This window comes from Anoxynatronum sibiricum (genome assembly GCF_039414295.1).
GTDB lineage: Bacteria > Bacillota > Clostridia > Peptostreptococcales > Tindalliaceae > Anoxynatronum > Anoxynatronum sibiricum.
In genome coordinates this window covers 150092-175711 of sequence record NZ_JBCITM010000003.1, presented here as the reverse complement: position 1 = coordinate 175711, position 25620 = coordinate 150092, and the positions used below count along the sequence as shown (strand labels likewise).

The following is a 25620-nucleotide window of genomic DNA, read 5'->3' as shown; positions in this document are numbered from 1 at the left end:
GCATTCACTGTTTATGCAAACGATTCGATCCTGCATTTGATCGATATCCTTCAAATAATTCTACGTTTTGCAAGACGACCTTGAATAAATCTCTTTTAAGTCATTTCTTTTTGACATTCTTTCTCATAATAGGTAGAATGAAAAGAAAACTCAAAGGAGCTCACTCATGTTTGATTTTCATGTTCACACACACCATTCATTTGACGCAAGCCACCCGATGGATCTTCTGGTGGAACGTGCTATTCAGCTTGGAATCCAGCAGCTGTGTTTTACAGATCACATGGATTATGACTACGATGGCGCAGGCAGTCATTTTTCTTTTTCATATCAGGCATTTTTTGATGAAATCACCCGGATCAGACAGCAATACAGCCAACAGATTGAAGTGCTTGCCGGCGTCGAGTTTGGTTTGCAGCCTCATGTATTGCAGAACTATGCGGCCGATGCAGAGAAGTGGCCTTTTGACTACATCATCGGCTCTCTTCACAGCGCCAAAAAAACAGATATTTATACCGGCCCATACTTTCAGGAACGCGACCAACGCCATGCATACCTGGACTATTATGATGACATGCTCCAAATCATCGGAGAAGGGGCACCTTTTGACGCCATTGGCCACTTTGATATGATTAAAAGATATGGATCTTTCGAATCGCCTCTTCCACTAACTGATTTTCTGGATATTGCTGCCACTATTTTTCGCCAGCTGGCAGCTCAGGGGAAAGGCATCGAAGTCAATACATCAGGATTTCGTTATGGTTTGAATGATGCGCACCCTTCACGAGATCTATTGGCTCTCTACAAGGAATGTGGCGGCGAAGTGATCGTCACCGGCTCAGACACACATCAGCTGGATGAGCTGGCTTATAAGTTCCCCACTATTTTGCATTATCTGGACGATCTTGGCTTTAAGTATGTCACTACCTTCAAGCAACACAAACCAACTTTTCACTCGATTCACAAACTCCTCTAACAACGGCACAAAACTAGCTGCAATCGAGTAGGGGGTAGCTGATTAATTCAGCTACCGACCTCTCACACCACCGTGCGTACCGTTCGGTACACGGCGGTTCACGAAGCATCAATTTTAACGGATAGATATTAATTACTGAAATCTTTGTATCCCTGGCTCAACCAGTATTGGTTGGTCAGGGTTTTTGTTAAGATCCATGAACCTGATATGCGCCAACATTTCTTCCTGGAGTTGGCATATTCCCATGCTTTTGATTTGTCTATTCCCAGCCTAACGAGATTATCGAGTTTTGTCCTGATTTTCTTCCACTCTTTCCAGCGAATAGCTCTGAGTCTTCTGCGGGTCCATTGGTCCACTGATAGCGCAAAGCTTTTCATGTCGGCCATTTTGTAGTACTGCACCCAGCCTTTCATGAGTTGGGTGAGTTTATGCAGCCTGTACCCCATGGCGATGGACCATTTTCTGCTGGTGAGTTGGCAGATTTTATCCTTCAGGCGTTTGATTCTGTCGTTGGGTACTTTGAAGTGGACTTCTCCTTTTCGCATGTAGAAGCCGTAGCCCAGAAATGTCTTTCAGAAGAAGCTGTCGACGCTGCTTTTCTCCCGGTTCACTTTTAGTTTGAGTTTGGTTTCGATGTACTGGGTGATGCTTTCCATGACTCTTTCTGCTGCCCGGGGTGTTTTGACGTAGATGTTGCAGTCGTCTGCGTAGCGTACGAAGGCTTGCCCTCTTCGTTCCAGTTCTTTGTCCAGGTCGTCCAGCATGATGTTGCTCAGCAGTGGGCTTAAAGGGCCTCCTTGGGGTGTGCCCCATTCGTCCCGGGTGATGACGCCGTTTTCCATGGCGCCTGCTTTCAGGTAGGCGCGGATGAGTTTCAGGACACGTTTGTCCTTAATCACTCTGGCTACCCGGTGCATGAGCATGTCGTGGTTGACTTTGTCGAAGAATTTCTCCAGGTCAATGTCTACTACCTGTCGCCTTCCTTCGGCGATGTAGCTTTTGGCTTTCCGAAGGGCGTCATGGGTGCTTCGTCCGGCTCTGAATCCATAGCTGTTGTCGCTGAAGATTTCCTCAAAATGTGGGTTGATGACTTGGACAATGGCTTGTTGGATCATTCGGTCGATGACGGTGGGGATTCCCAATTTTCGGGTGCCGCCTTTGGGTTTGGGGATTTCCACTGTTCGGACGGGACTGGGTTTGTAGGTGCCTGCCAGTAGTTTTTCTGTCAGCTCTCTGCCGTGCTTTTGCAGGTAGGGCAGAGCTTCTTCCACTGTCATGCCGTCGATGCCGGGACTGCCTCCATTGCTTCTGACTTTTCGGTACGCAAGGTTCAGGTTGTCCCTATGGACAATTTTCTCCAATAGCTTTTCTGTCGTTTCCATCTTGGTTTCTCCTTCCAATTCTGCTCAGCCGTACTACGCGCTACCGGGGTCCTTTCCGTTTCCAACGGTGGGGGCTGTCCCGTTCAGCTTCGATTTTCTACGATCTTTGTACGGTCTGAAATCTTCGGCGGTTTCACCGCTTCGTGTTCGGTCCTTCCTGGTATTTCCGGTACTATGACCTCTGCTGACTTCTCAGGGTTCAGCCATGCATCTCTGCACGGGTTGTCCTTTATGTTTGGACGTATCCCTGAGATCTCCCCGGGTAAGAACGCAATCTTTCCTCCCACCTATCCGCCACATTTACCCTGCCTATTTCGGACAGTTTTGGACTTCGACTTGTTTAGCAGCCTTATCCATAGGCTTAGGCCTTATATGTGGTTCCTGTTCGTCGGACCAGGAGTTTGCCGCCGGCTTCCTTCAGATTCCTCGTCACCGAGGACACCCTTGCCTTAAGCTATGTGCTTGGCACTGTCGACCCGCACTCGGGACTTTCACCCGTTAGATTGCGCCCATGCCGGGCGCACGAAAAAACCGCCGAATCATTCGCTTCGGCGGTTTTTTATCATTCAAGTCGGTATTTTTTCATGGATTCGGTGAATATTTCACCCGTTGAGGGTGGTGTGTAAGTGATGGCGTTAGCTCCGGCTTCAATGGTTCGTTTGATAGACTCATCCGAGTTGCCTCCCGTGGCAATAATGGGAACTGTTTTGCTGATGTCTTTCCTTATTTTTTTAACAATATCAGCTGTCTGGGCTGCTCCGGATACGTTGAAAATATCAGTTCCGGCTTCTAATCTTCCCAGAAAATCATCGTTCAGCGTTGTCACGGTAATGATCACGGGAATATCTACAATTTCTTTAAGTTCTGATATTATCTCATTCGGCGTTGGCTTATTCAGTACCACCCCAATGGCCCCTTGAAATTCAGCATGGAGAGCGATGTTCAACGAACGCTTCCCGGTGGTGATCCCACCACCGACTCCACAAAACACCGGTACATCTGACGCCAGTAAAAGTGCCTGAGAAATGACCAACTGTGGCGTGAATGGATAAACCGCGATGACCGCGTCTGCATTGGTGTTTTTGATAATAGCCACGTCTGTGCTGAAAAGCACAGATTTAATCCGCTTACCAAAAATCTTAATACCACTGGCATCAGCAATACAAGCCGGAAGTTCGATGAAATTACTGCGTAATGTCCCTCTTATTTCAGGAATAAACTTTTCTTTTTTGCCACTCTGGTTTGTCATGTTGCCTTCAGCCTCCTTTACGGTCAATTACGTTGCCCGCTGATCATACTTGTTGAGCAGGTCTTGAAGCGCTTCTCTCAATAAGCCCGCTTCCGTTTTATCCATTTGCCGCGATAATTGATTCAGCCGCCAAGCGTTTTCCTGCCTTATCACTATTTTTTTCTCAACCCAGTCGTCATTTCTGGCAATCTGAATTTGATTTTTCCCCTGCTTTTTGGCCAGTTTCATGGCATGATCCGCTGCACTCATCAACAATTCTGCCGTTTTACCGTTTTGAGGGTACGCCGCAATACCGGCAGAAAACCGGATGGTCATCTCTTTAGGCGGGTCACCAATGAGCAACAGATGTTCATCAAAATAAGCTCTAATTTCTTCCATCATCAGAGCACCTGTTTCCAGCGGTGTCGCATCCATCATGACATTAAACTCATTTTTTGTCGTTCTGCAAATGACATGGTCTGGGCTGAGATTATTCTTCAAGACATGGGCTAATTTGCGAATGACCTGATCACCGGTAAATTCACCATAAAACCGGTTCACTGTTTCAAAGTTATCAATGTCCAGCTTTGCAACGGTGATTTCATTGGTACAGGCTCTCACTTTTTCGTCCAGTATCTCGCTAAATGCTATCTCTGAAACCAGCCCTTCAATACTCTTGATCATCCCCAGTCACCCCTCACGATGTCAACTTCCATTAGTATATACCCTTTCACCCTAAATAAAAATCAATCTTCGATGATTTCTATGGAGTCGCCAGCCTTCACGGCGCCTCCCTGTATGACTCTGGTAAAAATACCTTCCCGGGGCATGACACAGTCGCCCACCTTTTTGAAGATCTCGCATCCGTGATGACATTTTTTGCCAATTTGCGTTACTTCCTGGATGGTTTCACCGACACGCAAACGCGTACCCACAGGCAGTTCGTAGAGTACAATACCCTCCGTTAATATGTTTTCAGCAAAAATGCCAGCTTCAAGATTTTCAATACCCAGCGCTTTGATTTTATCGACACTTTCCTGTCCCAGGAAACTGACTTGTCGATGCCATTCACCTGCATGAGCATCTTCCTCAAGCCCGAAATTTTCCAGAAAAACACCTTTTTCAACAGGCTTTTTGATAACCCCTTTTTCATGACTGATATTAACTGCCAGTACTTTTGCCATAGTTGATCCTCCCCCAGCTCGATCTCAATCCATTTTCATGATTCACAAATATTTTGTCAATGCTTGTTCATGCCCTACGGTGCTTGATTCAAATAAACCAACTCACCCGCCTGGGATAAATCGTAACCTCCCATGGCAGCCACCTGTTTCTGGAAAGCATCTCCCCGTATAATTTTCAGCAATTCCTGGAAAGCAGTTAGTTCAAGTGTACTTTCCTCGCATACAAGATCATAGTCTTCCCAGTCAAGGTGAAGAAAATCAAGTTCCATGGAAGCAGCCGCCGAAGCCACTCCCATCCCACAATCAGCGCCACCGCTGCCAACAGCAACAGCAACAGCCATATGAGTGGTCATTTCGCGATGATATCCCTTCACTTTCAGTGGATCAATCGAATCTCTTCTCAGGTAATAATCCAGCAATATACGTGTTCCCGCGCCTTTTTGCCGATTAACCATCGTCACGTCTTCCCGAGTCAGGTCGGCAATACCAGCGATTTTTTTCGGATTTCTCAAGGGAAGCATCAGGCCTTGACTGCGTTTCACCAGCTTAATCAACACCATTCTTTTTCCGGGAAAATAACGTTCAACCATCGCTTCATTGTAACGACCTGTGGTTTCATCCAGCAAATGAATGGGAGCCATATGACATTCACCCTGTTTGAGAGCCATCAAACCGCCCATACTGCCGGTATGGGCCGATGAGAGAGCAACGCCCTTACCGCCTGCCTGCAATTCATTGGACAAGAGATCCATCACCAGATCATGACTGCCGATGGAAACAAGGGTGTTTTGTATTTCTTTCAGAGGCCTGGCCAAGCGAATGGGAACCACCGTGCTTTTCTCGTACCCTTCCACTTCCTGAGGTACTGTCAACATGCCATCAGCTCTCACCAACGACATGGTGACCCCCGCTCCTCTGCTGAGGGGGGTCGCAATCCATCGTCCATTCACCTGCCCCAGCTTAATACGAATATGTTCTTCATGTTTCAAGGATGATACCACACGCCGTGCCAATACAGCCTCCACCATTTCTGGTTCAGGGGGCGGGAGCAGCCGGTAATGGTATACCAGGGGTTTGACAATTTGTTCAAACACCACATAAGCAGATACAGGATAACCCGGAATACCTACCACTGGTTTTCCTTTCACTTGGGCCAGAATCGCCGGTTTCCCCGGTTTAATGGCTATGCCATGGAACATGACACTTCCCAATTCACGCAACACATCCACAGTAAAATCTTTGGTGCCTGCAGAAGAGCCGGCATTAATCACCAACAAATCGTTTTCAGCAACCCCCCGCAAAACTGCTGCCTCCAGCAGTCGAGGTTCGTCTTTCACCACCGGATAGGTGATTGTTTCACCGCCATAGGTTTCGATGAGCCCTTTAAACATCCGACTGTTGGATTCAATAATTTTGCCCGGGGGCAATGGATCTGTCATGGCAGTGATTTCTGACCCCGTGGGAATTAAACCCACCCTGATTTTTCGAAAAACAGGTACTTGGGTTACCCCACCCGAAAGCAGTGCCCCCATATCCTGAGGACGTATGAGATGCCTCACCGGTAATATCAGCTCACCTTTCACGATGTCCTCTCCCACAGGCCGCACATGCTGCCAGGGCGTGGCTGCATTTCTGATTTCAACAGTCTCTTCATCCACCTCCACCACGTCTTCAATCATAATGACTGCATCAAAGGCATCCGGAAGAGGTGCCCCCGTATTAACCATTAAGAAGTCGCTGTATTGTCGCAGTTGAACTGGTGTGGTTTCTGATGCCCCATAGGTTTTTGCTGCCTCAATGGCAATACCATCCATGGCAGCTGCATTATAGTGAGGCGCTGAAATACGGGCGAAAACAGGCTCAGCCGTCATTTTTCCCAGGGAATCCCCCACATCCACCCATTGTATTTCGCGTTGATTCAGCACTTCAGCCATTTGTATCACGTATTCTTCAAGCGCTCTCGACAAGGGTACACTGGTCAGGTACAGGTTTCTCTTTTTTGCCATCCTTTCGCCTCCATCAATGTCAGTTGAAGATCTCCATCAGAACAACAGTACTTCCACCCTGTCTCCTTTTTGAAGGCCTTCCTGATTCACATCCAGTTTGATCATTCCATGAGAGTACCCCATCATGGAGAGCATTCCCGATTTCCCATGCTGGGGAGATACAAATCGTCGGCCATTTTCCTCAGTGACACGTACCATCACATAATGTTCTCGACCTGGAGCCGAAGGGATATTCACTGTCAACTCACCAGTCACCCCTGGCGTTATTCCCTGCTGACCCCACAGGTACTTCAAAAGCGGTTTCATCAGTAAATGATACACCACCAAAGCTGATACAGGCTGGCCTGGAAGCCCAATCATCAAAGTATCTTCTACCATTCCCACTAAGGTGGGCTTCCCCGGCTTCACAGCCATGCCGTGAACGACAACGCCAGGTTTTCCCATCCCATCAATGGCATCCTTTGTTATATCATGCACACCCATGGAGCTGCCCCCGGAAATCAGGATAACATCTGCCGCCTTCATTAGCCTGGCAATGGTATGCTGCAGTTGTTTCAGATCATCTTTTACCACTTCGGTATTTGTCACCTCCAGGCCATCCTCCCGGAGGGCCGCCGCAAGACTATAGGTGTTCATGTCAATGATTTTTCCGGGTTCAAGGGGGTCGCCGGGTGCGATGAGTTCATCGCCCGTGGAGATCACCGCTGCCTTCAAGGGATTGTAAACAGGCACTTTGTTGAAGCCCATCCCTGCAAGGAGTCCGATATCCTGGGGACGAAGGCGGTGTCCCGGCTGAAAAAGCACTTCTCCCAAAGATAAATCTTCTCCCCGGCGCAGCACATTTGCACCTGGAGAAACCGCCTGTTGAATCAACCAAGTGGTTTCGTCAAGCTGTTCCACATATTCCACCATTACCACCGCGTCACTGCCTTCCGGTAACATGCCCCCCGTAGGAACATAAGCGCATTGTCCATCCGCAATTTTCAGCTGGGCCTGTGTCCCCATGGTAATCTCTCCAATACAGGTGAGTATAGCAGGAATGGATTCGCTGGCGCCAAAAGTATCCTGGCTTTTGACAGCATAGCCATCTACCGTAGATCGATGAAATGCCGGCACATCATGGGGTGAGGTGATGGGCACCGCAACGATGCGATGCAATGATTCTGATAACGCGATGACTTCCGTTTCCAGCTTTAAGTGACTGCACAGTTGGGCAATGATTTGCTGAACTTCAGTGACACTCTTGGTTTTTAGCAATTCCATGGGATGACTCCTTTATGTTCTTTGATTGTCATGCTGTCATTCTAATAAAAAAAAGCCTAAACCCTTTTTATTGTAACATTTTTTGATCAAGGATTAACGTCCTTTTTAAAAATTCAACTAGCAATTTCGAAATATGTTTATTAGGGACGGTTTGCAATTTCATCAATGAATAAAAAATATAGTTGCATTCTGTCATACACCATGCTATAATTAATCCTGTTGTGGGGGCGTAACTCAGCGGGAGAGTGCCACACTGGCAGTGTGGAAGTCAGGGGTTCAAATCCCCTCGTCTCCACCATAACTCTTAAATTAAGCGGTCAATGACGCGCTTATTTTTTTGTCCCTGTTTCAATTTTAAAGAAAATCGGCTCTCCGCCGGTTTTCTTTTTTTGCTCCACCACATGAGTCACTTGATTTCATTTTGGTCCTGCTTCCAGCAGCTTTTCCAGCTGTTTCATATCATCCGGAAATTCTGCTGCATGCTGAAGCACTGTGCCAAACCGCGGCTGACGAAATTCAGTTTCAGCTGCGTGAAGAGCCTGTCGATCAATGAGTATTGGCTGTGACGGCTCATAAAATATGTCGCCGATCACTGGATGCCCCAGGTGCTTCATGTGCACTCGAATCTGATGGGTTCTTCCCGTTTCAATGGTTACCTTAACCAGCGAAGCCTCCTTGTAACGTTGTTCCACAAGGTAATGGCTGATGGCACTTTTACCCCTTGGGTCCACCACACGCCTGGGAGGTTCTTCCACCGGTATATTTTCAGGCCGGTAAATGGGGGCATCGATAGTCCCTTCATCAGGCACCATCCTACCCCAAACGAACACGCGATAGGTTTTTATCATGAAATCTTGCTGCATTTGCAACATCAAGTGATGATGACTAAAAGCATTTTTAGCTATAATCATCACTCCAGAAGTGTCCATATCGAGACGATTGACAAATCGTACTTTGTAGGTTTCGTTCCGTTGCATCATGTAGTGTGTCACCGCATTAGCAAGGGTATCCGCTCGCTCCCTGGTCGTGGGATGCGTCAACAGGCCTGGTGGCTTGTTCACCACCAAAAGATCTTCATCTTCATAAACCACTCCAAAATTAATGGGATTTGGTGAAAATTCACAGGGTTCTTCTTCCATCTCCAACACCAGACAGTCGCCTTCATTCAACCGTGTATGGAAAGGTGCCCATTCTCCGTTCAGCAAGACGCCTGTTTCTTTTTTCAATCGGGTTAATAAACGTCCGGAGACTTGCCATTGTCGCTTCAAAAATTGTCGAATGGTTTCTCCGGATTCTTTATGTTCAATATGCACCTTGATCTGATGATGCTGCTGTTCTTCTTTTAATAGAATCATAACTACCGTGCCTTTCTCTGGATTGTCTTTTCATCCTTGACAGTCTTTCCATTATATCATTTTATTTCATGGATTCCATCATTTATAGCTTAACAACACGTTCCGTCCACATATTGTTCTATGAAAGCATCATCCACATACGCCAATGTCATCACAAGGTTTGACTTTTAATTTGAAAATGTGTATCGTAAGGATATATCATATCCGTCTCATTAAACGGCGGGAAGGAGTTTGTGAATGCCTTCAGTAAAAGAAGTCTGCGTCATCAGCAACCGGTTACAGCGTTCCCTTGAAACCGCTGATCATCTATTGGATAAACTCCAGCTTGCAGGCTTCAAGGCGGTTGACCATCTGACACCACAAACCGATCTGATTATCTCCATTGGTGGTGACGGTTCGTTTTTAAAAGTCATGCATGATCTTGGATATCCGGAAACGCCTGTGCTGGCCATCAATACCGGTCATCTGGGTTTCTTTTCTGAAATCACACCTGACCAGATCGACTTGTTGCTGGAGCGGATTTCCCGTAATGAATACTTCATTGAGGAAATGGCTCCACTTAAGGCAGTTATCACAACCCATGAAGAAACATCTACACTGCGGGGCATCAATGAGGTGGTCATCAAAAGCAGTCTGGTGAAGGCAATTCACTTGAAAATTCAGGTGAATGGACAGCTGATTCAACGTTTCAGCGGCGATGGCCTTATCATTTCCACCTCTGCGGGCAGCACTGCATATAGTTATTCCACCGGCGGAAGCATTGTCGACCCCAGGTTGGACGTATTGCAGCTGACCCCTCTCGCTCCCATAAACACCAATTCATACCGCTGTTTTACCTCCAGTGTTATTTTCCCTCCCGATGCCTGTATTCAAATCACTCCTGAACGGGATCCCGAAGGATATGTACTGGTTTCAGCAGATGGGATCGACTTTCCCCAAGAGTACTTTAATACCATTGATGTTTCACTCGATCAAAAGCGTATTAAAATGCTTCGACTGAAGCGCCATGACTTTTGGAACAAAGTCGTCAATAAATTCCTATAGTGAAATTCACTTAATATTAAAGGAGTGATCCCGATGGCCTCCAGGTACCACCCCATTTCCCTTCATCTTGACAAATGCATCGGATGTACCAACTGTATTAAACGCTGCCCCACTCAGGCTATTCGTGTTAAAAATGAGAAAGCTAAAATCATCAAAGAAAAATGTATTGAATGCGGCATGTGTATTACCGTTTGCCCTTATTACGCTTTTCAGGGAGTGGTGCGGGGTTTTAAGGGTGTTTCCAGTTTCCCCTATAAAATCGGGCTTGTTGATCCCATTATTTTCAGCCAGTTCAACACCGATATCATGCCTGAACAAATTCTTGGAGCTATCCGCGCCTGCGGCTGCGATGATCTGTATGAAGTTTCCAGGGGATCCGACCTCATCACAGCGTTTACCCGCAAGTACTTGACACTCCAAAAAAAGCAACCGATTATTTCCTCTTCCTGCCCGGCGATTATCCGATTAATCCAGTTGCGATTCCCCGAGTTAATTCACCACATTCTGCCCATTGATTCTCCCGTTGAAGTCAGCGCCTATCTGGCTCGACAGGAAGCGATGGAAAAGCATCATCTAAAGGCGCATGAAATTGGTGTTTTTTATTTCACTCCCTGCCCTGCACGAATTGCCAGTTTTATCGATCCCGTTGGCACCAAACAATCCCATGTGAATATGGCTGTGCCAATCAAGAGTCTTTATATTCTCATTAACCAGCACTTGAAAAGTTCCTCAGGGAAATCATCCACTCACTTTTATCCTTCCGGCAAAGGGATTGAATGGGCTCGGGTAGGCGGTCAGTGCAAAGCGCTGGAGATCGATGAATATCTGGCTGTTGACGGTATTGAGAATGTCATTGAACTATTGGAGGAAATGGAGTACGGAAAAATTCGCAACGTGAAGTTTCTTGAATGCCAGGCTTGCACAAACGGATGTATCGGCGGAAGCCTGAATGTGGAAAACTCCTATATTGCCAAAAACCGGATTCGTATTCTGGGCAGTCGTTATGCAGCCTTTGAACCGGGCGCTTTCTCTGTCCCGGCAGAAAAGTTCATATTCACTGAGCCGATTGATCCTCTTCACGCAACTAAACTGGACAAAGACCTTTCAAAAGCAATCGATAAGCTGGAAATGGTTGAGGATACTCTGGAAGGCTTGCCAGGTATTGACTGTGGCGCCTGTGGAGCTCCGTCTTGTCGGGCATTCGCGGAAGATATTGTGCAGGGATATGCAAAACGCGAAGAGTGCGTTGTTCTGCTGAAGCAACGTTGCAGAAACTGAACACCGAGAATATATAGTACATTATCCGGCATTCAGGTCATCTTGATGCCGGATTTTTGGTTGGTCTGGATAACGATCCGTCTGAAAATCCACCTGGAAGCACACCTTGGTGCCTACATTTTCCCGGCTGTCAATGAACAGGTTGCCACCCATCATTTCAACAAATTTTTTTGAAATGGCAAGGCCCAGACCTGTTCCGCTGTAACGCTTTCTTGATGATGAATCACCTTGAACAAATGGTTGTGCAATCATCTCCAACATCGATTCCGACATCCCTATTCCTGTATCTTGCACCTCGAACAGCACCGTGTATTGGTTATCATTCTTTCCTATTGCTGTTACATTTACCGTCACTACGCCCTCGTTTGTAAACTTGATGGCGTTGCTTACCAGATTCGTGATGACTTGTCTGAGTCGCAGGGCATCTCCCATTACTTTTTCTTTGGGAAGCCCGTGCATATCCAGCGTCAGCTGAAGCTCCTTGTTCTGCGCATAGGCGCTAAAGGGCAATACTGCAGCCTCCACCGCTACCGGTAAACAAAAGGCTGCATTGATCAGTTCCATACGCCCGGCTTCAATTTTAGAGATATCAAGAATGTCGTTAATCACATTCAGCAAGGTTTCTGATGCTGTACTCATAAAGTGGAGGTATTCCCGTTGATCTTCGTCCATCTGGGTCATTTCAAGCAGCTGCAGAAATCCGATCAATCCATTCATCGGCGTTCGGATTTCGTGGCTCATGTTGGCCAAAAATTGTGTTTTGGCCACATTGGCTGTTTCAGCCTGTTCTTTTGCCTCCACCAGTTCCCGCATCATACGTACCCGATCAGTGATCTCCCGCACCATGGAGACTGCCTCATGCTCATTGTACGCTTTCAGACGAGCTTCAAACTGTCTTTTGCCCGCCAGTGTCTCCAACTCATATTCCAATAGTTGCATTTCCCCTGTTGAAAAAGCTTTTTCCAAAGCTTTTTGGCTTTTATGAGCAATCTCAACAGGCAGCACTTCTTCCATTTTTTTACCTATGAGCTCGTCTTCCTTTACTAGTAAGTTTTCCTCGTTGCCTCCCATGATTTCCAGATACGTACCATCTTTATCAAACCGCAGCAACAGATCTGGCAATGATTCAATGATGGAGCGCTTCACCTGTTCGCTCTCTGCCAGTTGTTGCTCGGTTCGTTTCCGGTTGCCGATGTCGTGATAAGTGGCATACCCTCCCACAATACCTGCTTCCGTGACAATGGGCACTCCCCGGGTCAATACTTCCACCCGACTGCCGTCTTTATGAATCCGATAGGTTTCCACCACATTTTCTTTTCCATTAAGAAAATCATTATAAAACCCTTGAGATTCTGGCAACTTTGATTGATCAACCAGCACATCATTAATATCTTTTCCCATTACTTCTCTCAGCGAGTATCCAAACAGGCGGGTAAAACCCTCATTGGCTTCTACAATTCGATGACGTTTGTCAAAGAGAATGATGGCGTCAGAAGAGTTTTTAAACAGTGCCTCCAGATAATGTTTTTGCTGTCGCAACGCTGCCTCCACCTCTAAACGATGGGAAAGCGACTCTTCAAGCTTCCGATTTGCCTCCAAGAGAGCCTCCCGGTCATGATTGTCATCGTCTAACGCAGACATCGTTTCACAGGGTTCTCCATTTAACAGATGGTTATTCCAGTAGAAAAAATCATACCTCACCCCCAAGAATAGTACGGCCAATACCAATAAAGTTGCCACGGCATCAATTAAATGTAATCGCCCTATTAACTGTCGACCGCTTTCAACACTCATCATCCCATGTGCATCAAAAACATTAGTGAACATCCAGTTTTTAAACAACCATGACACCAAAATGACCAAGCCCATGATCAACAATGGCAGGTGGAAGCGCTGTCGGTAACGATGCATGTCCGCAAACCCCTTTTCTGTCATTTTGTAAGTGGTGTTGCTCTTCATCATTCGATCCATCATTATGGGTACTCATACCCAACACCCAATACCTCCCATCAGCTAATCCGAAAGAGACACGTATTGACCGCAAAAAAACACTTCTGGATCAGCAGCGTCTCCACGCTGTCCAAAAGTGTTCTTTGCTGTATTACTAATATAGGCCTATTTTAGCGTCCCATCCAACCACCATCTACTGCGATGGTGTATCCATGGATGTAATTTGAGGCCTCGCTGGCCAGAAACACCACCGTTCCCATCATGTCTTCAGCCTGACCCCAGCGGCCAGCTGGAATACGCTGCAAAATTTGTTTGTTTCGTTCTTCATCCGCCACCAACGCCATATTCATATCAGTATCCATATATCCCGGTGCGATACAATTAACATTAACCCCTTTTGAAGCCCATTCGTTAGCCAGTGATTTTGTCAGTTGCATGACTGCACCTTTGCTTGCTGCATATGCTGGAACAGTTAGCCCGCCCTGAAAAGAAAGTAGGGATGCCAAATTGATGATTTTTCCCCTGCCTCTCTCCACCATCAGCTTCCCAAATCTCTGACACATAAAGAATACGGCACTGGCGTTGATTTCCATGACAAAATCCCAATCTTCTTTGGGAAATTCTGTAGAAGGATGACGCCGTTGAACACCCGCATTATTCACAAGTATATCCACTTGACCAAAATCATCCACTATTTGATTCACCAATTCGTCATATTTATCAAACTCTCCCAAATTAAATGAATAACCTTTAATCTGAGTTCCCACAAGCGCCATTTCATCCATCAATTCATCAGGTATTTTTGTTGCAATGATGGCCACATTAGCGCCGGCTCCGGCTAGAGCTTTCACCATCGCTTTTCCCAGTCCACGGCTCCCACCGGTAACAACTGCTGTTTTACCAGTTAAATCAAACATTTTTTGCATCAGGACACCTCCCGTTTTGATAATCTAACTGCTTCTGTTCATTCTTAGCGACTCATCACTAAAACGTGAACATCACTTTAACAGCATTCTTTTGACCAACCAAAAGATCAAACCCCTGCTGTGCTTCTGCTGCTGGCAGTTCATGAGTGATGATTCTTTCAAATTCCGGCACATTCACTATCATTTCTGCTGCTATTTCAAAGTCTTTTTTTGTATAGACGCGCACAAATTGCATGCTTATTTCCTTAAACATTCCCTGGATCAGGTCAAGCGGTGCCGGTTTCTTATAGGCTGCCACCATCACAATCTGACCGCAGCTTTTAACCACATGTGTTAGTTTCTCAGAAACACTAGGGTGGCCTGCACAATCAAAGGCGAGATCAAATCCAGTACCACCGCTTTTTTCGAAAAGCGCCTCTTCAACGCTAACATCCAGCGGGTTGATGGTTTCAAAACCCATCTCAGCAGCCATTTTTAATCGGAATGGATTCGTTTCAACCACTACCACTTGTGATGCTCCGTAATGTCGAAGCGTTAAAGCAACACAGAGGCCAATGGTTCCCGCACCAAAAACAACCCCCCCATCACCCAGTTGATAATTACCTTTGCGCAGGGCATGTACCGCTACAGCCACTGGTTCAATAAAAGCTCCCAGCTTTAGTGGAACCTCTTCTTTAAGCGGGATAATCAACTCCTCCGATACAACAGCGTATGAAGCCATGCCGCCATCAAAATCGATTCCCAATAATTTCAAAGTAGTACATACATGACTTTGACCTGTCTTGCATGGCTCACATTGGCCACAGGATACCAAAGGATAAACAGTAACGGGAGTTCCTGCCTTGTAATTTGCACTATCCTCCGCCACTACCCCTGAAAACTCATGTCCCATGATCAAAGGGGCTTGTGCCCTTGGGTGTGCCCCCGCGTATATGTTTAAATCAGTTCCGCAGATGCCCGAATGAGATATTTTAATTAATACAGCCCCCTTTGGTGCAGCGGGTTTTGGCTGTTCAACCACTTCCAGCTTTTCGGGTCCTCTATAAATAATGGCTTGCATAGTTGCCATGCCTCCTTTTTGATCTGCCTCTTACCGGCATCTATACTGCTCCAGATTTCATACTTAAATCATTTTTCGCTCCATCCTACTCTGTATCCGTTTTATCGCACCAGCTGCATTAACCTCGGCAACGTCATGGATAGCGCTGGAATAAAAGTTACCAGCATAAGTACCACAACAGTTGAGAGGAAAAATGGCATCAGCTGTCTCACCACATTTTCAATTTTCAAGTCAGCTACTTTGCAACCAATGAAAAGAACCGGCCCAACGGGTGGTGTAATGGTACCAATGCACAGGTTGAAGACCATAATAATCCCAAAATGAACCGGATGAATTCCGAAGTTCATAGCTATCGGAAGAAAAATCGGTGTGAAAATCAACACTGCCGGTGTCGGATCCATAAACGTACCGACAATCAGAAGCACAAAGTTCATAATTAATAGAATGATGATGGTATTATCGGTTAGGCTCAAGAACAATTGTGCAATAATCCCTGGAATATTGGTAAATGCCATCACCCATGACATAATGGAAGAAACGCCAATCATAAAAATGACGATAGCCGTGGTTCTGGAAGCATCCAGCAGAATACGAGGCAAGTCTTTGATGGAAATGGCGCGGTAAAAAAAGGCCAGCAAGAGAGAGTAGACCACCGCGATGGCCGAACCTTCAGTGGCTGTGAACACACCCCCTATGATTCCTCCAACAACAATGAGAATCAGTAGAAGGCTTGGGATGGCATCAATAAACACTGCCAGCCCTCGTTTGAAACCAATGCGCTCTTCACTTCGATAGCCTTCTTTCTTGGCAACGAAATAAGCAATCACCATGCATCCCATCCCCCACAAAATACCCGGCAGATATCCGGCCATAAAGAGGGCTGCCACTGAAGTCCCTCCACTTACCAGAGAATACACAATCAGTGTGTTACTGGGGGGAATCAACATCCCTGATGGTGCTGATGCAATATTCACTGCTGCACTAAATTCTTTGCTGTAATTCTCTTTCTCCTGTAAAGGGCCCATGGTGCCACCCACAGCAGCTGCAGCCGCAACAGCCGAACCACTAATGGCTCCAAACAACATGTTTGCCACAATATTTGACTGGGCCAAAGACCCTGGCAAACGACCACTGATGACTTTTGCACAATTCACCAGTCTGATCGCTATTCCTCCATTATTCATGATAATTCCCGCAAGTATAAAAAACGGAATAGCTAATAGTGAAAATGAGTTTATTCCTGTGAAAATTCTTTGAGCTGATGTTGTCATCGCTCGATCGAATCCAAGAATATAAATGGCTGAAATGGCTGAAGCCGCACCGATTCCAATGCTGATGGGTGTGCCAATCACAAGCAGAAAAGCAACTGCAAAGAACAGAATGAGTCCAGTCTGTATTGCCAGTTCCATTCAATCAACTCCCTTGTTCCGATGAATCGGATTTTCACAATATGTCACTTTATATCTCAGTTGATATATGTCAAATCCCACGCAGATTTCCCGCGAGTTTTTTTCATATCCATCATTTCCAACTGACAAGGTGTTTCCGGGCCATCATCTTTTGTACATAGCCCGGAACACCGCTGTCATACATGCCGAAGAAAAAATCACATTATTCGTTATTCAATAGCGACTCTCTTTTGAAACAAATTCACGATATTGTTCAGTGTGTAGAATACAATGAGACTGCCGCTCAAAGGCAGTGCTGCATATATGTAGCCTACAGGTACCCGGAGGGCTGCAGATGACTGTCCCATGGTCATCATGGTAACTTTATAGCCGCCAATCACCAGAATTGCCATTGAGAAGCCAAGAATCACCAGTTCTATGAAAATACTGAGTGACAGCTTCAGCTTAACTGGGAATTTGTCGCGAATGAACTCGATGGCCATATGTCCTCTTTCGCCAAAAACATATGCCGCGCCAAACAGCACCAACCACACAAAGCATACTTTTGCCAGCTCTTCAGAAATAACACTGGGATCATTTAACACAAACCGGGTGAATACTTGCCAAGTAACTAAAACCACCAGCCCCGCATAAAGGAAGATGCAAAATTTTTCAACCATGCTGTCAACTATTTTTTTCAAGGCATGCATGATAACCACTCCGATTTAGCGTGCAGCTGCCTGCACTTTTTCATAAATTTCTCTCGCTGTCTCAGTGGTGATTTTTTCTTCTACCAAAGGCTTCACATTTTCCTGGAAGACACTTATGTCAACATCATTAAAGCTTGCCCCCGCTTCGATGGCTTCTTCCATGGCTACAGCCACATCTTCATCCCACAATTGAACCTGGAGATCAACTGCTTTTCTTAGTTCTTCCATGAAAATGTCCTGATGTTCCTGAGGCATCCCATCAAAAAGATCTGTGTTGATGATCAGCATATCAGGCATCATTAAATGCTGGGTATAAGAGTAGTATGGTGCAATTTCTGCGTGTTTCAAGCCGGCAAAGATGAGCTCATTGTTTTCACCACCATCCAGCACACCTGATTGAATGGCTGTGTATACTTCTCCCTGACCCATTGGTGTTCCGGTACCACCCATCATTTGCATCATGCGAATATTCGTATCACTTTCCATCACACGAATCTTCTGACCTGCCAGATCTGCAGGGGTATGGATGGGATGACTTCTGGTGTAGACATTTCGAACACCCCCATGGAAAGCCCCTACTGCAATCATTCCCTGATCGGCAGTTGAACGATAAAGGTCTCCCACGATATTCATATCATTCACAACAGCCATTTGATGGTCGCGGCTGCTGAACATGTATGGCAGGTTAAAAACCACATAATCGGGGTTGAAGTTTTCCAAAAGACTTCCGGCAACAATGGCCATTTCAATGGTGCCCGTTTGAACTAATTCAATGGTTTCACGCTGTGGCCCAAGTAACTCGTTGGGGGAGACCTCTACCTGATAAGCACCACCTGTTCTTTCGGCCAGTTTCTCACCAAAAGAAACCATTGCCTTAAACTGAGGATGTGATTCTGGCTGATTAAAGGCCACTCGAAGCGTTTTCGCCTGCACAGGCGCATCTCCCGCAGACGCAGCCGGCGCATCTGCTGCCGGCGGTGCATCAGGTGCCGCAGCACCTCCACCACATCCACTCATTAACCCAGCTGTCAACAACCCTACCAATAGCACTACCAGCCATCTTTTCTTTTGATTCATCCTTATTCCTCCTTTTGTCTGATATTATTTTTTTAATGAATTCACAGGATAATGCACCGCTTCACCTTTGACGAAACGCACAACTTCTTCTGCCACCTTCTGCTTCAGTTCCTTCGCTGCTTGCTCTGAATACCACGCCATATGAGGTGTGCAGAGAAACATATCATGTTGAAACAGGGGAGACTCCGGGTTGATAGGCTCATCTTGAGTAACATCCAACGCGGCTCCTGCAATCCATTTGTTCATAAGGGCTTTGTTCAGGGCTTCTTCATCAATGATGCCACCCCGTGAAACATTAATAATGAAAGCACTTTCTTTCATTTTTTGCAGTTCTGCTTCACCAATCAAATGATGGGCATTATCAAGGGGGCAATGAATGGAAACCACATCAGATTGCTCCAAAAGCGTCTCCAGCTCCACTAGTTCAACGTAATCAGGGACTCTTGCCGGTCGATTTTCCCGACTGGGATACTTGGTATCATACGCGATAACTCGGCAACCCAGGGCATGAATCCGTTGTGCAAAGACACTGCCAATCCTTCCGAAGCCAATAATGCCCACAGTCTGATGGCTGTGCCGAAATATGGGGATGCTTTTCTGATAGTCCCATTCTTTACGATGGACCGATTCATTCATTATGACAATTCTTCGAGTCATCGCCAACATAAAGGCCAATGCATGATCTGCCACTTCGTACATACCGTAATCCGGCACATTACACACTTGAACATGATGATCTGTTGCCGCATCAAGATCCACGTTGTTCACTCCGACACCGTAACGAACCACTAACTCCAGCTCTGGTAAAGATTCAAATACTTTTCTGGTGTAGGGAGCGTACTGATTAATGGCCGCCCGTGCTCCCTTGCAATGGCTGGTCAGATCTTCCTCTGTTTTGCACTGGTGAAAATCAAAATCCAAAGAAGCCTGATTCAATACCTGCGTTTCAATATCAATACTGCCATGGTCACAGTCTGTGATGACAATCTGTTTCTTCACATGCTCAACTCCCTACTGAATTCTTTTTATGCCTTTCTCATTCGTCCCGACCTTCTTTGACCAACGTGCTCACATTAATTCATCAGAAGTATCCTTCACTTCATTTTTTCCATTTCAATGAAATCCATGTCATCAAACTCCTGGTTTTCGCCGCACATACCCCATATAAAGGTATAATGACGAGTACCAACGCCTGAGTGAATGGACCAGCTGGGCGAAACCACCGCCTGCTCATTTTTAATAATAATGTGCCGCGTTTCATGAGGCTGTCCCATCAAATGAAACACACGGGTTTCTTCGTCCATATCGAAGTAAAAGTATACTTCCATGCGTCGTTCATGTGTATGTGCAGGCATCGTGTTCCATGAATTTCCTGGCTCAAGGAGAGTCATTCCCATGCTCAATTGACATGATGGACATACTGCCGGATGAATATATTGATAAATCGTTCGCTTATTCATTGTTAGCGGATCTCCAAGATTCACTTGATTGGCGTCTTTCTGTCCAATTTTTTGTATAGGATATGCATGATGGGCCGGACATGAGTTCAAATAAAATTTGGCTGGCTGGCTTGCCCTTTGTGAGCTGAACTTTATCTCTTTAACACCCATTCCCACATATAGGCCGTCTCGTCCATCAAGCTGATATTCAGTTCCATCAAGTGTCACCGTTCCTGGTCCGCCTATATTGATTATTCCCAGCTCTCTGCGTGCAAGAAAATAGCTGACACCCAGTTCTTTTCCAGCTTCAAGCACCACCGTTTCTTCGACGGGCATGGCACCTCCAAAAATAATGCGATCAACATGACTGTAGATCAATTGAATGTCGTCTGGCAAAAAAACGTTTTCCATTAAGAAATGATTGCGCAACTCTTCAGTCGTATAATGCTTTGCATCTTCAGGGTGATGTGAATAGCGTACTTTCAGGTTCATTGGTCTACCTCCTCCATTTCATATGCTTCAATCATTATTTAATTACTCATTCTTTTTCACTGACTTTCGATCATTGCTTCATTAATCAACTGGTAAGCATGTTCAATGCAATCGAAAGGTTCCATCCCACAGGGATACTCCAAAATGAAATTTTTTCCATTGAAAAATTTCAAGAAATACTTCCAGTCGACAATCCCACCGTCTAACTGTGTAGATGAAAAACAACCATCTTTGATCATCACATCTTTCACATGGATATTCGAAACATAGGGCTTCAGCTTCAGTGCATTTTTTTCTGCATCTTCTCCTGTCCATATCCAGTTGCCAATGTCAAATGTCATTTGCAGCTTAATATTATTCTCATGGCAAATCATTAACAGTTCTTCAATCTTGTCAGCTTTTCCACCTGACAGCGATTGGTCATTTTCGATTAAAACAGCTAATGATCCGTTGCATAACCCTTGAAGAAAAACTTTGTCTTTGACCGACAGCGCCCGGTAATCGCCTAAATAAAAAGTGATACTTTTGGCATTTAACATCTTTGCTTCAGCCATGTAGTCCTGAATAAGTGACTGGTCAATGTAAGTATCCTGAAAAAGCTTGTCAGCTACTGAATAATGCAACTCCAGTTGAGCTTTCTGGTTACTTTCTGCTATTAAGGCGATCTCCTGCGATGGATTTCTCATATACTCACGTCTAATCTCCAGACGTCTGTATCCTTTGGATAAAATCCAATCAAGCAGTCGATGCTGCTCGACGATTCCAGAGTTAGCATCCTTAAAAGCCAGTGCATTAAGAATCAGCTTCTCTTTCAGCAAATTCGCCACTCCTCTCACTATCGCCATCCTTTTTCATATTCGAATGGTATTCACGCAACTTTTATGTATCAGTTTCGTTTACCGGTTCACTAAACAAACGTCAAGGCATTTTTTCGAAATGCCCCTATCGTCACTTAAGAATGATCTGCGTCGAACCCCTTTCAACAAACTGAGCTTTCAGTTCGATCTCAATGGGATCCTTATAATCAATGCCTGAATGAATACGTCCAATAAGTATTTCCGCAGCTCTGGCACCAATTTCGTAAGTAGGCTGTGCAATCGCCGAAATACCGGCACCAACTAACTCTGTCCATCCCCAGTCGTCAAAACCACACAAACCAACCTGGTCAGGTATTTCAATATTTTGACGTCGGCAAGCCCTTAAAAAATCAAGCATAGCAACGCCATTACCTGTTATCACTGCTTTTGACCGTTGGGGATTCTCTTGGAGATAACCCATAATCGCTTTGTCATAAGAAAATGCTTCCTGGTCTATCTGAAAGAAAAGAGCCTCAGCATCACCGCCACGTTCACAGGTCATTCGTTGAAAAATCTCTTTACGAATCTGACGGGTGGCATTCTTATTGATAGTCTGGCTGAAAAATGCAACTTCTTCAAATCCAGAGCCATAGAGTTTATCAAGTACATATTTGATAATATGCTCGTTATCGATGGTGACTGTGTCTATCTGACCATTTAAAGGTCTTCTTTCTGCATAAGTGACAAAAATGCCTTCATTTCGAAGCTGTTGAATCAAATCATCATTGTAGCCAGTTGAATTAATCACCAGCCCTTCGATTTGCCTGGTGAGCATCGACCTAATATATTCCTCTTCTTTTCTGGGATCTTCGTCGCTGTTGGCAATCATTAGTTGGTACCCTTCACCAAGGCAAATATCATTGACACCTTTGACCAGAATTGATGAAAATGGTGTTGTGATATCAGCAACGATCATTCCAATGGTACCACTCTTTTTTGACTTTAATCCTCTGGCTATTTGATTGGGGTGGTAGTTTAATGCTTCGATAGCTTTCTCAATCCGCTCCCGGGTTTCCTCCGACATGAACTCATACTTTCCGTTAAGATAGCGGGAGATGGTTGTTTTTGAGACGTTCGCCTGGTCTGCAACCATTTTGATGGTCACTTTTTTCTTCGCCCATGACATACATTTTCCTGCTTTCCATCTGTGTACCGGGTTTGTGTACCGGTTAACAACATTTTAACGCACTATCTTCATTTCGTCAACACTCTTTGAATCAGCCTTTTAAACTTCCGATTGTCATGCAGTTACACCAAGCTCTTCGGACGTTGAATGAAATGAATAATGTTTCCTTCCAGGTCTCTGAAGAAGACGGTTTTAACGCCTTTATCATTTGCTTTCAGCGGCTCAATGATTTCAACCTGGTGATCCAGTAGTTTTTGATACGCTTCTTCAATCTGATCTGTACCAAAAGCCAGATGTCGAATCCCTCGATACTTGTTGTCGGTAGTTTTGGCATCAGTTTCAGCAGGATAAATTTCTAGCATGCTGTTGTCTTCCATTGCCAAAAAGTAGGTGGGCATCTCCTTTTGATTATCGTAAACAATCCGGAAAGAGAAAAGATTGACGTACCAGTCTTTCAGTTTTCGTGTATCCAGACTGCAGATGCCTACGTGCTCCAAAGTCACCATATTTAATCCACTCCCCAGTTTCGTATTGTGAACCATCGTTTCGTTTTATAGACTAATCATAGCGATGTTTTTCCAGAATTTCAAGTGCTTCATTGACGGTTACAGATTATTAGGTACATTATTCTTTTGATTTCTCCATATTTCTTCATTATAGTCATCATTTCAAAATATGGCACTTTTCTGATAGTGGATCAACGTTTTCCCGTTATTTAGATGCTTTACAGGTTTCAGGCATGAAAAAACTGCACTGAAAGTGCAGTTGAGTTCATCTATCACAAATTTTCTAAAGCTTTCATCTCATTTGGTCATACCCTTTTATGGGTAACATTGACTATTTAACACGGTGCCCTATCTTTTGGGAGATCAAGCGGCCTGTTGCCATTACTGCTTCACCAAAAGCAGCTACTCTTTCAGGCGTTACCCGAAGGGTTGGCCCCGAAATACTGATGGCCCCGATCACTTCGTCACGATAATTAAAGATGGGTGCCCCCACACAGCGAATTCCCAGCTCATTTTCTTCGTTATCAATGGCATAACCCCGATTTTTGACTTGATTCAATTCTTCTCTCATTTTTTCCAAGTCGGTGATGGTATATATGGTGAGTTTTTGGATATGGCTACGTTCCCAAATGGAGACAATCTCCTGTTCCGGCAAAAAGGCCATCATGGCTTTTCCCGCAGAAGTACAGTATAGGGGAGAACGCGCCCCAATGCGGGAGTGCATACGGATCTTATTGTCAGCTTCCACCTTGTCAATATACATAATTTCAATGTCATCGCGAATCACCAGATGCACCACTTCATTCACAGATTCCTTCAGGGCAGATAATAGTGGTCTGGCAACCTCGTTCAAAGCGAGATCATCAATGATTTTGCTGCCTATCTCATACATTTTGAGAGACAACCGGTAAACAGAAGAGCCGGAATCCTGCTCCACATATCCATGGTGGATCAGCGCCAATAACAGTCGATGCACGGTGCTTTTATGAAGCCCCACCCGTTTACCCAGTTCCGTCAATCCCAGTCCATCCGGCTTCTCTGCAAGCACTTCTATAATATGAAAGGTCCGGTCAATGGACTGCACCGCTGATCCGCCTGCTGTTTCTGTCGTTTTCATTGCTTCCAAACTCCTTTAACATCATCTCAAAATGTCATACATAATGATCTTTCTGCTTGTTCGAAAAACAACCCGCCTTAGTGCGCATTTCAGGGCGCGGCGGGTGTTATCCCAAATGTACACTTCTTAAGAAATAATGTCAACGAACAGGCATTAGATTTCAACAGCCTTTCAAACTACCTGTTTTCACAAAAGAAAAATCATCAACTATTTTTCAATTGAAATAATCACTTCAAACGGTTGTCATCTCCAGGGCTTTGATTTATGCTGTTAAAAGGATTATCGTGTATTGATGGTCAAAGGAGATTAGCAAGGGGTGCTGATATGACAAATGATACAAAAGCACGTTACCAAATGATGGCTGCCGCTTTTCTGTGGAGCCTGGGAGGGGTTTTGATCAAACTGGTGGACTGGAACCCTCTGGCCATTGCCGGCATGCGCAGCTTCATAGCAGCTGTGGTTATTTTCTTTTTCTTGAAAAAGCCTGTCTTTACCTGGTCAAAAGTTCAGGTAGGTGCTGCCGTTGCCTATGCCTGCGTCATGATCTTCTTTGTCACCTCTACACGTCTCACAACAGCAGCGAATGCTGCCCTGCTTCAATTTACTTCACCCATTTATATCGGCCTTTTCAGTTATTTTGTTCTTAAGGAAAAAGTAACCCGCATTGATTGGGCTGCCATTTTACTGGTTATGGTGGGCATGGTGCTCTTTTTCCTGGATGATGTAAGCTTTACCAGTTTCTGGGGTAATCTTTTAGGTATGTTCACCGGCATCAGTTTTGCAGTTATGGTGCTTCTGCTGAGAAAGCAAAAAAATGCCCGCCCCATGGAGTCTGTTCTGCTGGGTAATCTTCTGGCGGGTATTGTGACGCTACCTTTTATGTTTCAATCAATGCCCTCCGCCATGAGTTGGCTGGGTCTGCTGCTGTTGGGCACGCTGCAGCTGGGGCTGGCTTACGTGTTCTACGCAACTGCAGTGAAGCATATCAGTGCCATGGAGAGTGCCTTAATCCCAGTCATCGAACCATTATTCAATCCCCTTTGGGTTCTGCTCATTGTGGGCGAGGCCCCAGGCATGTGGACCATTTTCGGTGGACTGCTTGTGGTAGGCGGAGTTACCGGACGTTATCTGTTTCATGCCAGCATGCAGCGCACGCGCCAAAGCATTTCCTGACTGATTCACGATTGTTTTTTAGATGATTAACACCCGATCCAGCTGTCGAGGCCGGAATCGGGTGTTTTAAAATCGGTTAAGCGCTG

Annotated in this window: 24 protein-coding genes and 1 tRNA gene; 5 read left to right on the top strand and 20 right to left on the bottom strand. The window is 45.4% G+C overall.

Annotation, left to right across the window (positions count from 1 at the left end; translation table 11 throughout):
* Nucleotides 1-166 precede the first annotated feature (166 nt).
* Nucleotides 167-973 (top strand): histidinol-phosphatase HisJ family protein, encoded by an 807-nt coding sequence (locus AAIG11_RS04490; protein ID WP_343185053.1) that lies wholly within the window; start codon nt 167-169, stop codon nt 971-973.
* A gap of 128 nt (nt 974-1101) precedes the next feature.
* Here AAIG11_RS04490 and AAIG11_RS04485 read toward each other — a convergent pair whose 3' ends face one another.
* The 7 genes from AAIG11_RS04485 to AAIG11_RS04455 form a co-directional block, all read right to left on the bottom strand.
* Nucleotides 1102-1518 (bottom strand): group II intron maturase-specific domain-containing protein, encoded by a 417-nt coding sequence (locus AAIG11_RS04485; RefSeq protein WP_343185052.1) that lies wholly within the window; start codon nt 1516-1518, stop codon nt 1102-1104.
* 27 nt (nt 1519-1545) lie between these two features.
* Entirely contained in the window at nt 1546-2355 is an 810-nt protein-coding gene (gene ltrA, locus AAIG11_RS04480; RefSeq protein ID WP_343185051.1) for a group II intron reverse transcriptase/maturase, read from the bottom strand.
* 562 nt (nt 2356-2917) lie between these two features.
* On the bottom strand, nt 2918-3604 hold the full coding sequence (locus AAIG11_RS04475; protein WP_343185050.1) for a beta/alpha barrel domain-containing protein: 687 nt from the start codon (nt 3602-3604) through the stop codon (nt 2918-2920).
* Between the two features lie 27 nt (nt 3605-3631).
* Complete coding sequence (locus AAIG11_RS04470) at nt 3632-4267, bottom strand: GGDEF domain-containing protein (RefSeq protein WP_343185049.1); 636 nt, start codon at nt 4265-4267, stop codon at nt 3632-3634.
* Between the two features lie 62 nt (nt 4268-4329).
* Nucleotides 4330-4767 (bottom strand): MOSC domain-containing protein, encoded by a 438-nt coding sequence (locus tag AAIG11_RS04465; protein ID WP_343185048.1) that lies wholly within the window; start codon nt 4765-4767, stop codon nt 4330-4332.
* 74 nt (nt 4768-4841) lie between these two features.
* A complete protein-coding gene (locus AAIG11_RS04460) occupies nt 4842-6773 on the bottom strand; it encodes a molybdopterin biosynthesis protein (protein WP_343185047.1) in 1932 nt (643 codons plus the stop codon).
* A 36-nt stretch (nt 6774-6809) separates the two neighbouring features.
* Entirely contained in the window at nt 6810-8036 is a 1227-nt protein-coding gene (locus AAIG11_RS04455) for a molybdopterin molybdotransferase MoeA (protein ID WP_343185046.1), read from the bottom strand.
* 223 nt (nt 8037-8259) lie between these two features.
* Between AAIG11_RS04455 and AAIG11_RS04450 the strand changes: the two genes are divergently transcribed.
* Nucleotides 8260-8334 (top strand) — tRNA-Ala (locus tag AAIG11_RS04450).
* A gap of 118 nt (nt 8335-8452) precedes the next feature.
* Here AAIG11_RS04450 and AAIG11_RS04445 read toward each other — a convergent pair.
* On the bottom strand, nt 8453-9391 hold the full coding sequence (locus AAIG11_RS04445; RefSeq protein ID WP_343185045.1) for an RluA family pseudouridine synthase: 939 nt from the start codon (nt 9389-9391) through the stop codon (nt 8453-8455).
* Nucleotides 9392-9628: 237 nt separating this feature from the next.
* Between AAIG11_RS04445 and AAIG11_RS04440 the strand changes: the two genes are divergently transcribed.
* Nucleotides 9629-10435 (top strand): NAD(+)/NADH kinase, encoded by an 807-nt coding sequence (locus AAIG11_RS04440; protein ID WP_343185044.1) that lies wholly within the window; start codon nt 9629-9631, stop codon nt 10433-10435.
* Nucleotides 10436-10468: 33 nt separating this feature from the next.
* Nucleotides 10469-11713, top strand: coding sequence for a [Fe-Fe] hydrogenase large subunit C-terminal domain-containing protein (locus AAIG11_RS04435; protein WP_343185043.1), 1245 nt, complete (start codon nt 10469-10471; stop codon nt 11711-11713).
* Nucleotides 11714-11734: 21 nt separating this feature from the next.
* On the opposite strand, the gene AAIG11_RS04430 is transcribed toward AAIG11_RS04435, so the two are convergent.
* From AAIG11_RS04430 to AAIG11_RS04375, 12 genes are all read right to left on the bottom strand, one after another.
* On the bottom strand, nt 11735-13687 hold the full coding sequence (locus AAIG11_RS04430; protein ID WP_343185042.1) for an ATP-binding protein: 1953 nt from the start codon (nt 13685-13687) through the stop codon (nt 11735-11737).
* A gap of 146 nt (nt 13688-13833) precedes the next feature.
* Nucleotides 13834-14589 carry an SDR family oxidoreductase gene (locus AAIG11_RS04425; protein WP_343185041.1) on the bottom strand — a complete coding sequence of 252 codons (756 nt, stop codon included), beginning with the start codon at nt 14587-14589 and terminating at the stop codon, nt 13834-13836.
* A gap of 58 nt (nt 14590-14647) precedes the next feature.
* Entirely contained in the window at nt 14648-15649 is a 1002-nt protein-coding gene (locus AAIG11_RS04420) for a zinc-dependent alcohol dehydrogenase (protein ID WP_343185040.1), read from the bottom strand.
* Nucleotides 15650-15750: 101 nt separating this feature from the next.
* Nucleotides 15751-17058 carry a TRAP transporter large permease gene (locus tag AAIG11_RS04415; RefSeq protein WP_343185039.1) on the bottom strand — a complete coding sequence of 436 codons (1308 nt, stop codon included), beginning with the start codon at nt 17056-17058 and terminating at the stop codon, nt 15751-15753.
* Nucleotides 17059-17267: 209 nt separating this feature from the next.
* Nucleotides 17268-17747 (bottom strand): TRAP transporter small permease, encoded by a 480-nt coding sequence (locus tag AAIG11_RS04410; RefSeq protein WP_343185038.1) that lies wholly within the window; start codon nt 17745-17747, stop codon nt 17268-17270.
* A gap of 15 nt (nt 17748-17762) precedes the next feature.
* Nucleotides 17763-18824, bottom strand: coding sequence for a TRAP transporter substrate-binding protein (locus AAIG11_RS04405; RefSeq protein ID WP_343185037.1), 1062 nt, complete (start codon nt 18822-18824; stop codon nt 17763-17765).
* Nucleotides 18825-18848: 24 nt separating this feature from the next.
* Complete coding sequence (locus AAIG11_RS04400) at nt 18849-19823, bottom strand: C-terminal binding protein (RefSeq protein ID WP_343185036.1); 975 nt, start codon at nt 19821-19823, stop codon at nt 18849-18851.
* A 95-nt stretch (nt 19824-19918) separates the two neighbouring features.
* A complete protein-coding gene (gene kduI, locus AAIG11_RS04395; protein WP_283407911.1) occupies nt 19919-20749 on the bottom strand; it encodes a 5-dehydro-4-deoxy-D-glucuronate isomerase in 831 nt (276 codons plus the stop codon).
* A 62-nt stretch (nt 20750-20811) separates the two neighbouring features.
* Nucleotides 20812-21573 (bottom strand): sugar phosphate isomerase/epimerase family protein, encoded by a 762-nt coding sequence (locus AAIG11_RS04390; protein WP_343185035.1) that lies wholly within the window; start codon nt 21571-21573, stop codon nt 20812-20814.
* A gap of 130 nt (nt 21574-21703) precedes the next feature.
* A complete protein-coding gene (locus AAIG11_RS04385) occupies nt 21704-22738 on the bottom strand; it encodes a LacI family DNA-binding transcriptional regulator (protein WP_283407649.1) in 1035 nt (344 codons plus the stop codon).
* A gap of 122 nt (nt 22739-22860) precedes the next feature.
* Nucleotides 22861-23280, bottom strand: coding sequence for a VOC family protein (locus AAIG11_RS04380; protein WP_343185034.1), 420 nt, complete (start codon nt 23278-23280; stop codon nt 22861-22863).
* A 295-nt stretch (nt 23281-23575) separates the two neighbouring features.
* Nucleotides 23576-24361: an IclR family transcriptional regulator gene (locus AAIG11_RS04375; RefSeq protein WP_283407651.1), complete on the bottom strand. Its 786-nt coding sequence runs from the start codon at nt 24359-24361 to the stop codon at nt 23576-23578.
* 324 nt (nt 24362-24685) lie between these two features.
* On the opposite strand from AAIG11_RS04375, the gene AAIG11_RS04370 reads away from it, so the two are divergent.
* On the top strand, nt 24686-25534 hold the full coding sequence (locus AAIG11_RS04370; RefSeq protein WP_283407652.1) for a DMT family transporter: 849 nt from the start codon (nt 24686-24688) through the stop codon (nt 25532-25534).
* Nucleotides 25535-25620: the final 86 nt, after the last annotated feature.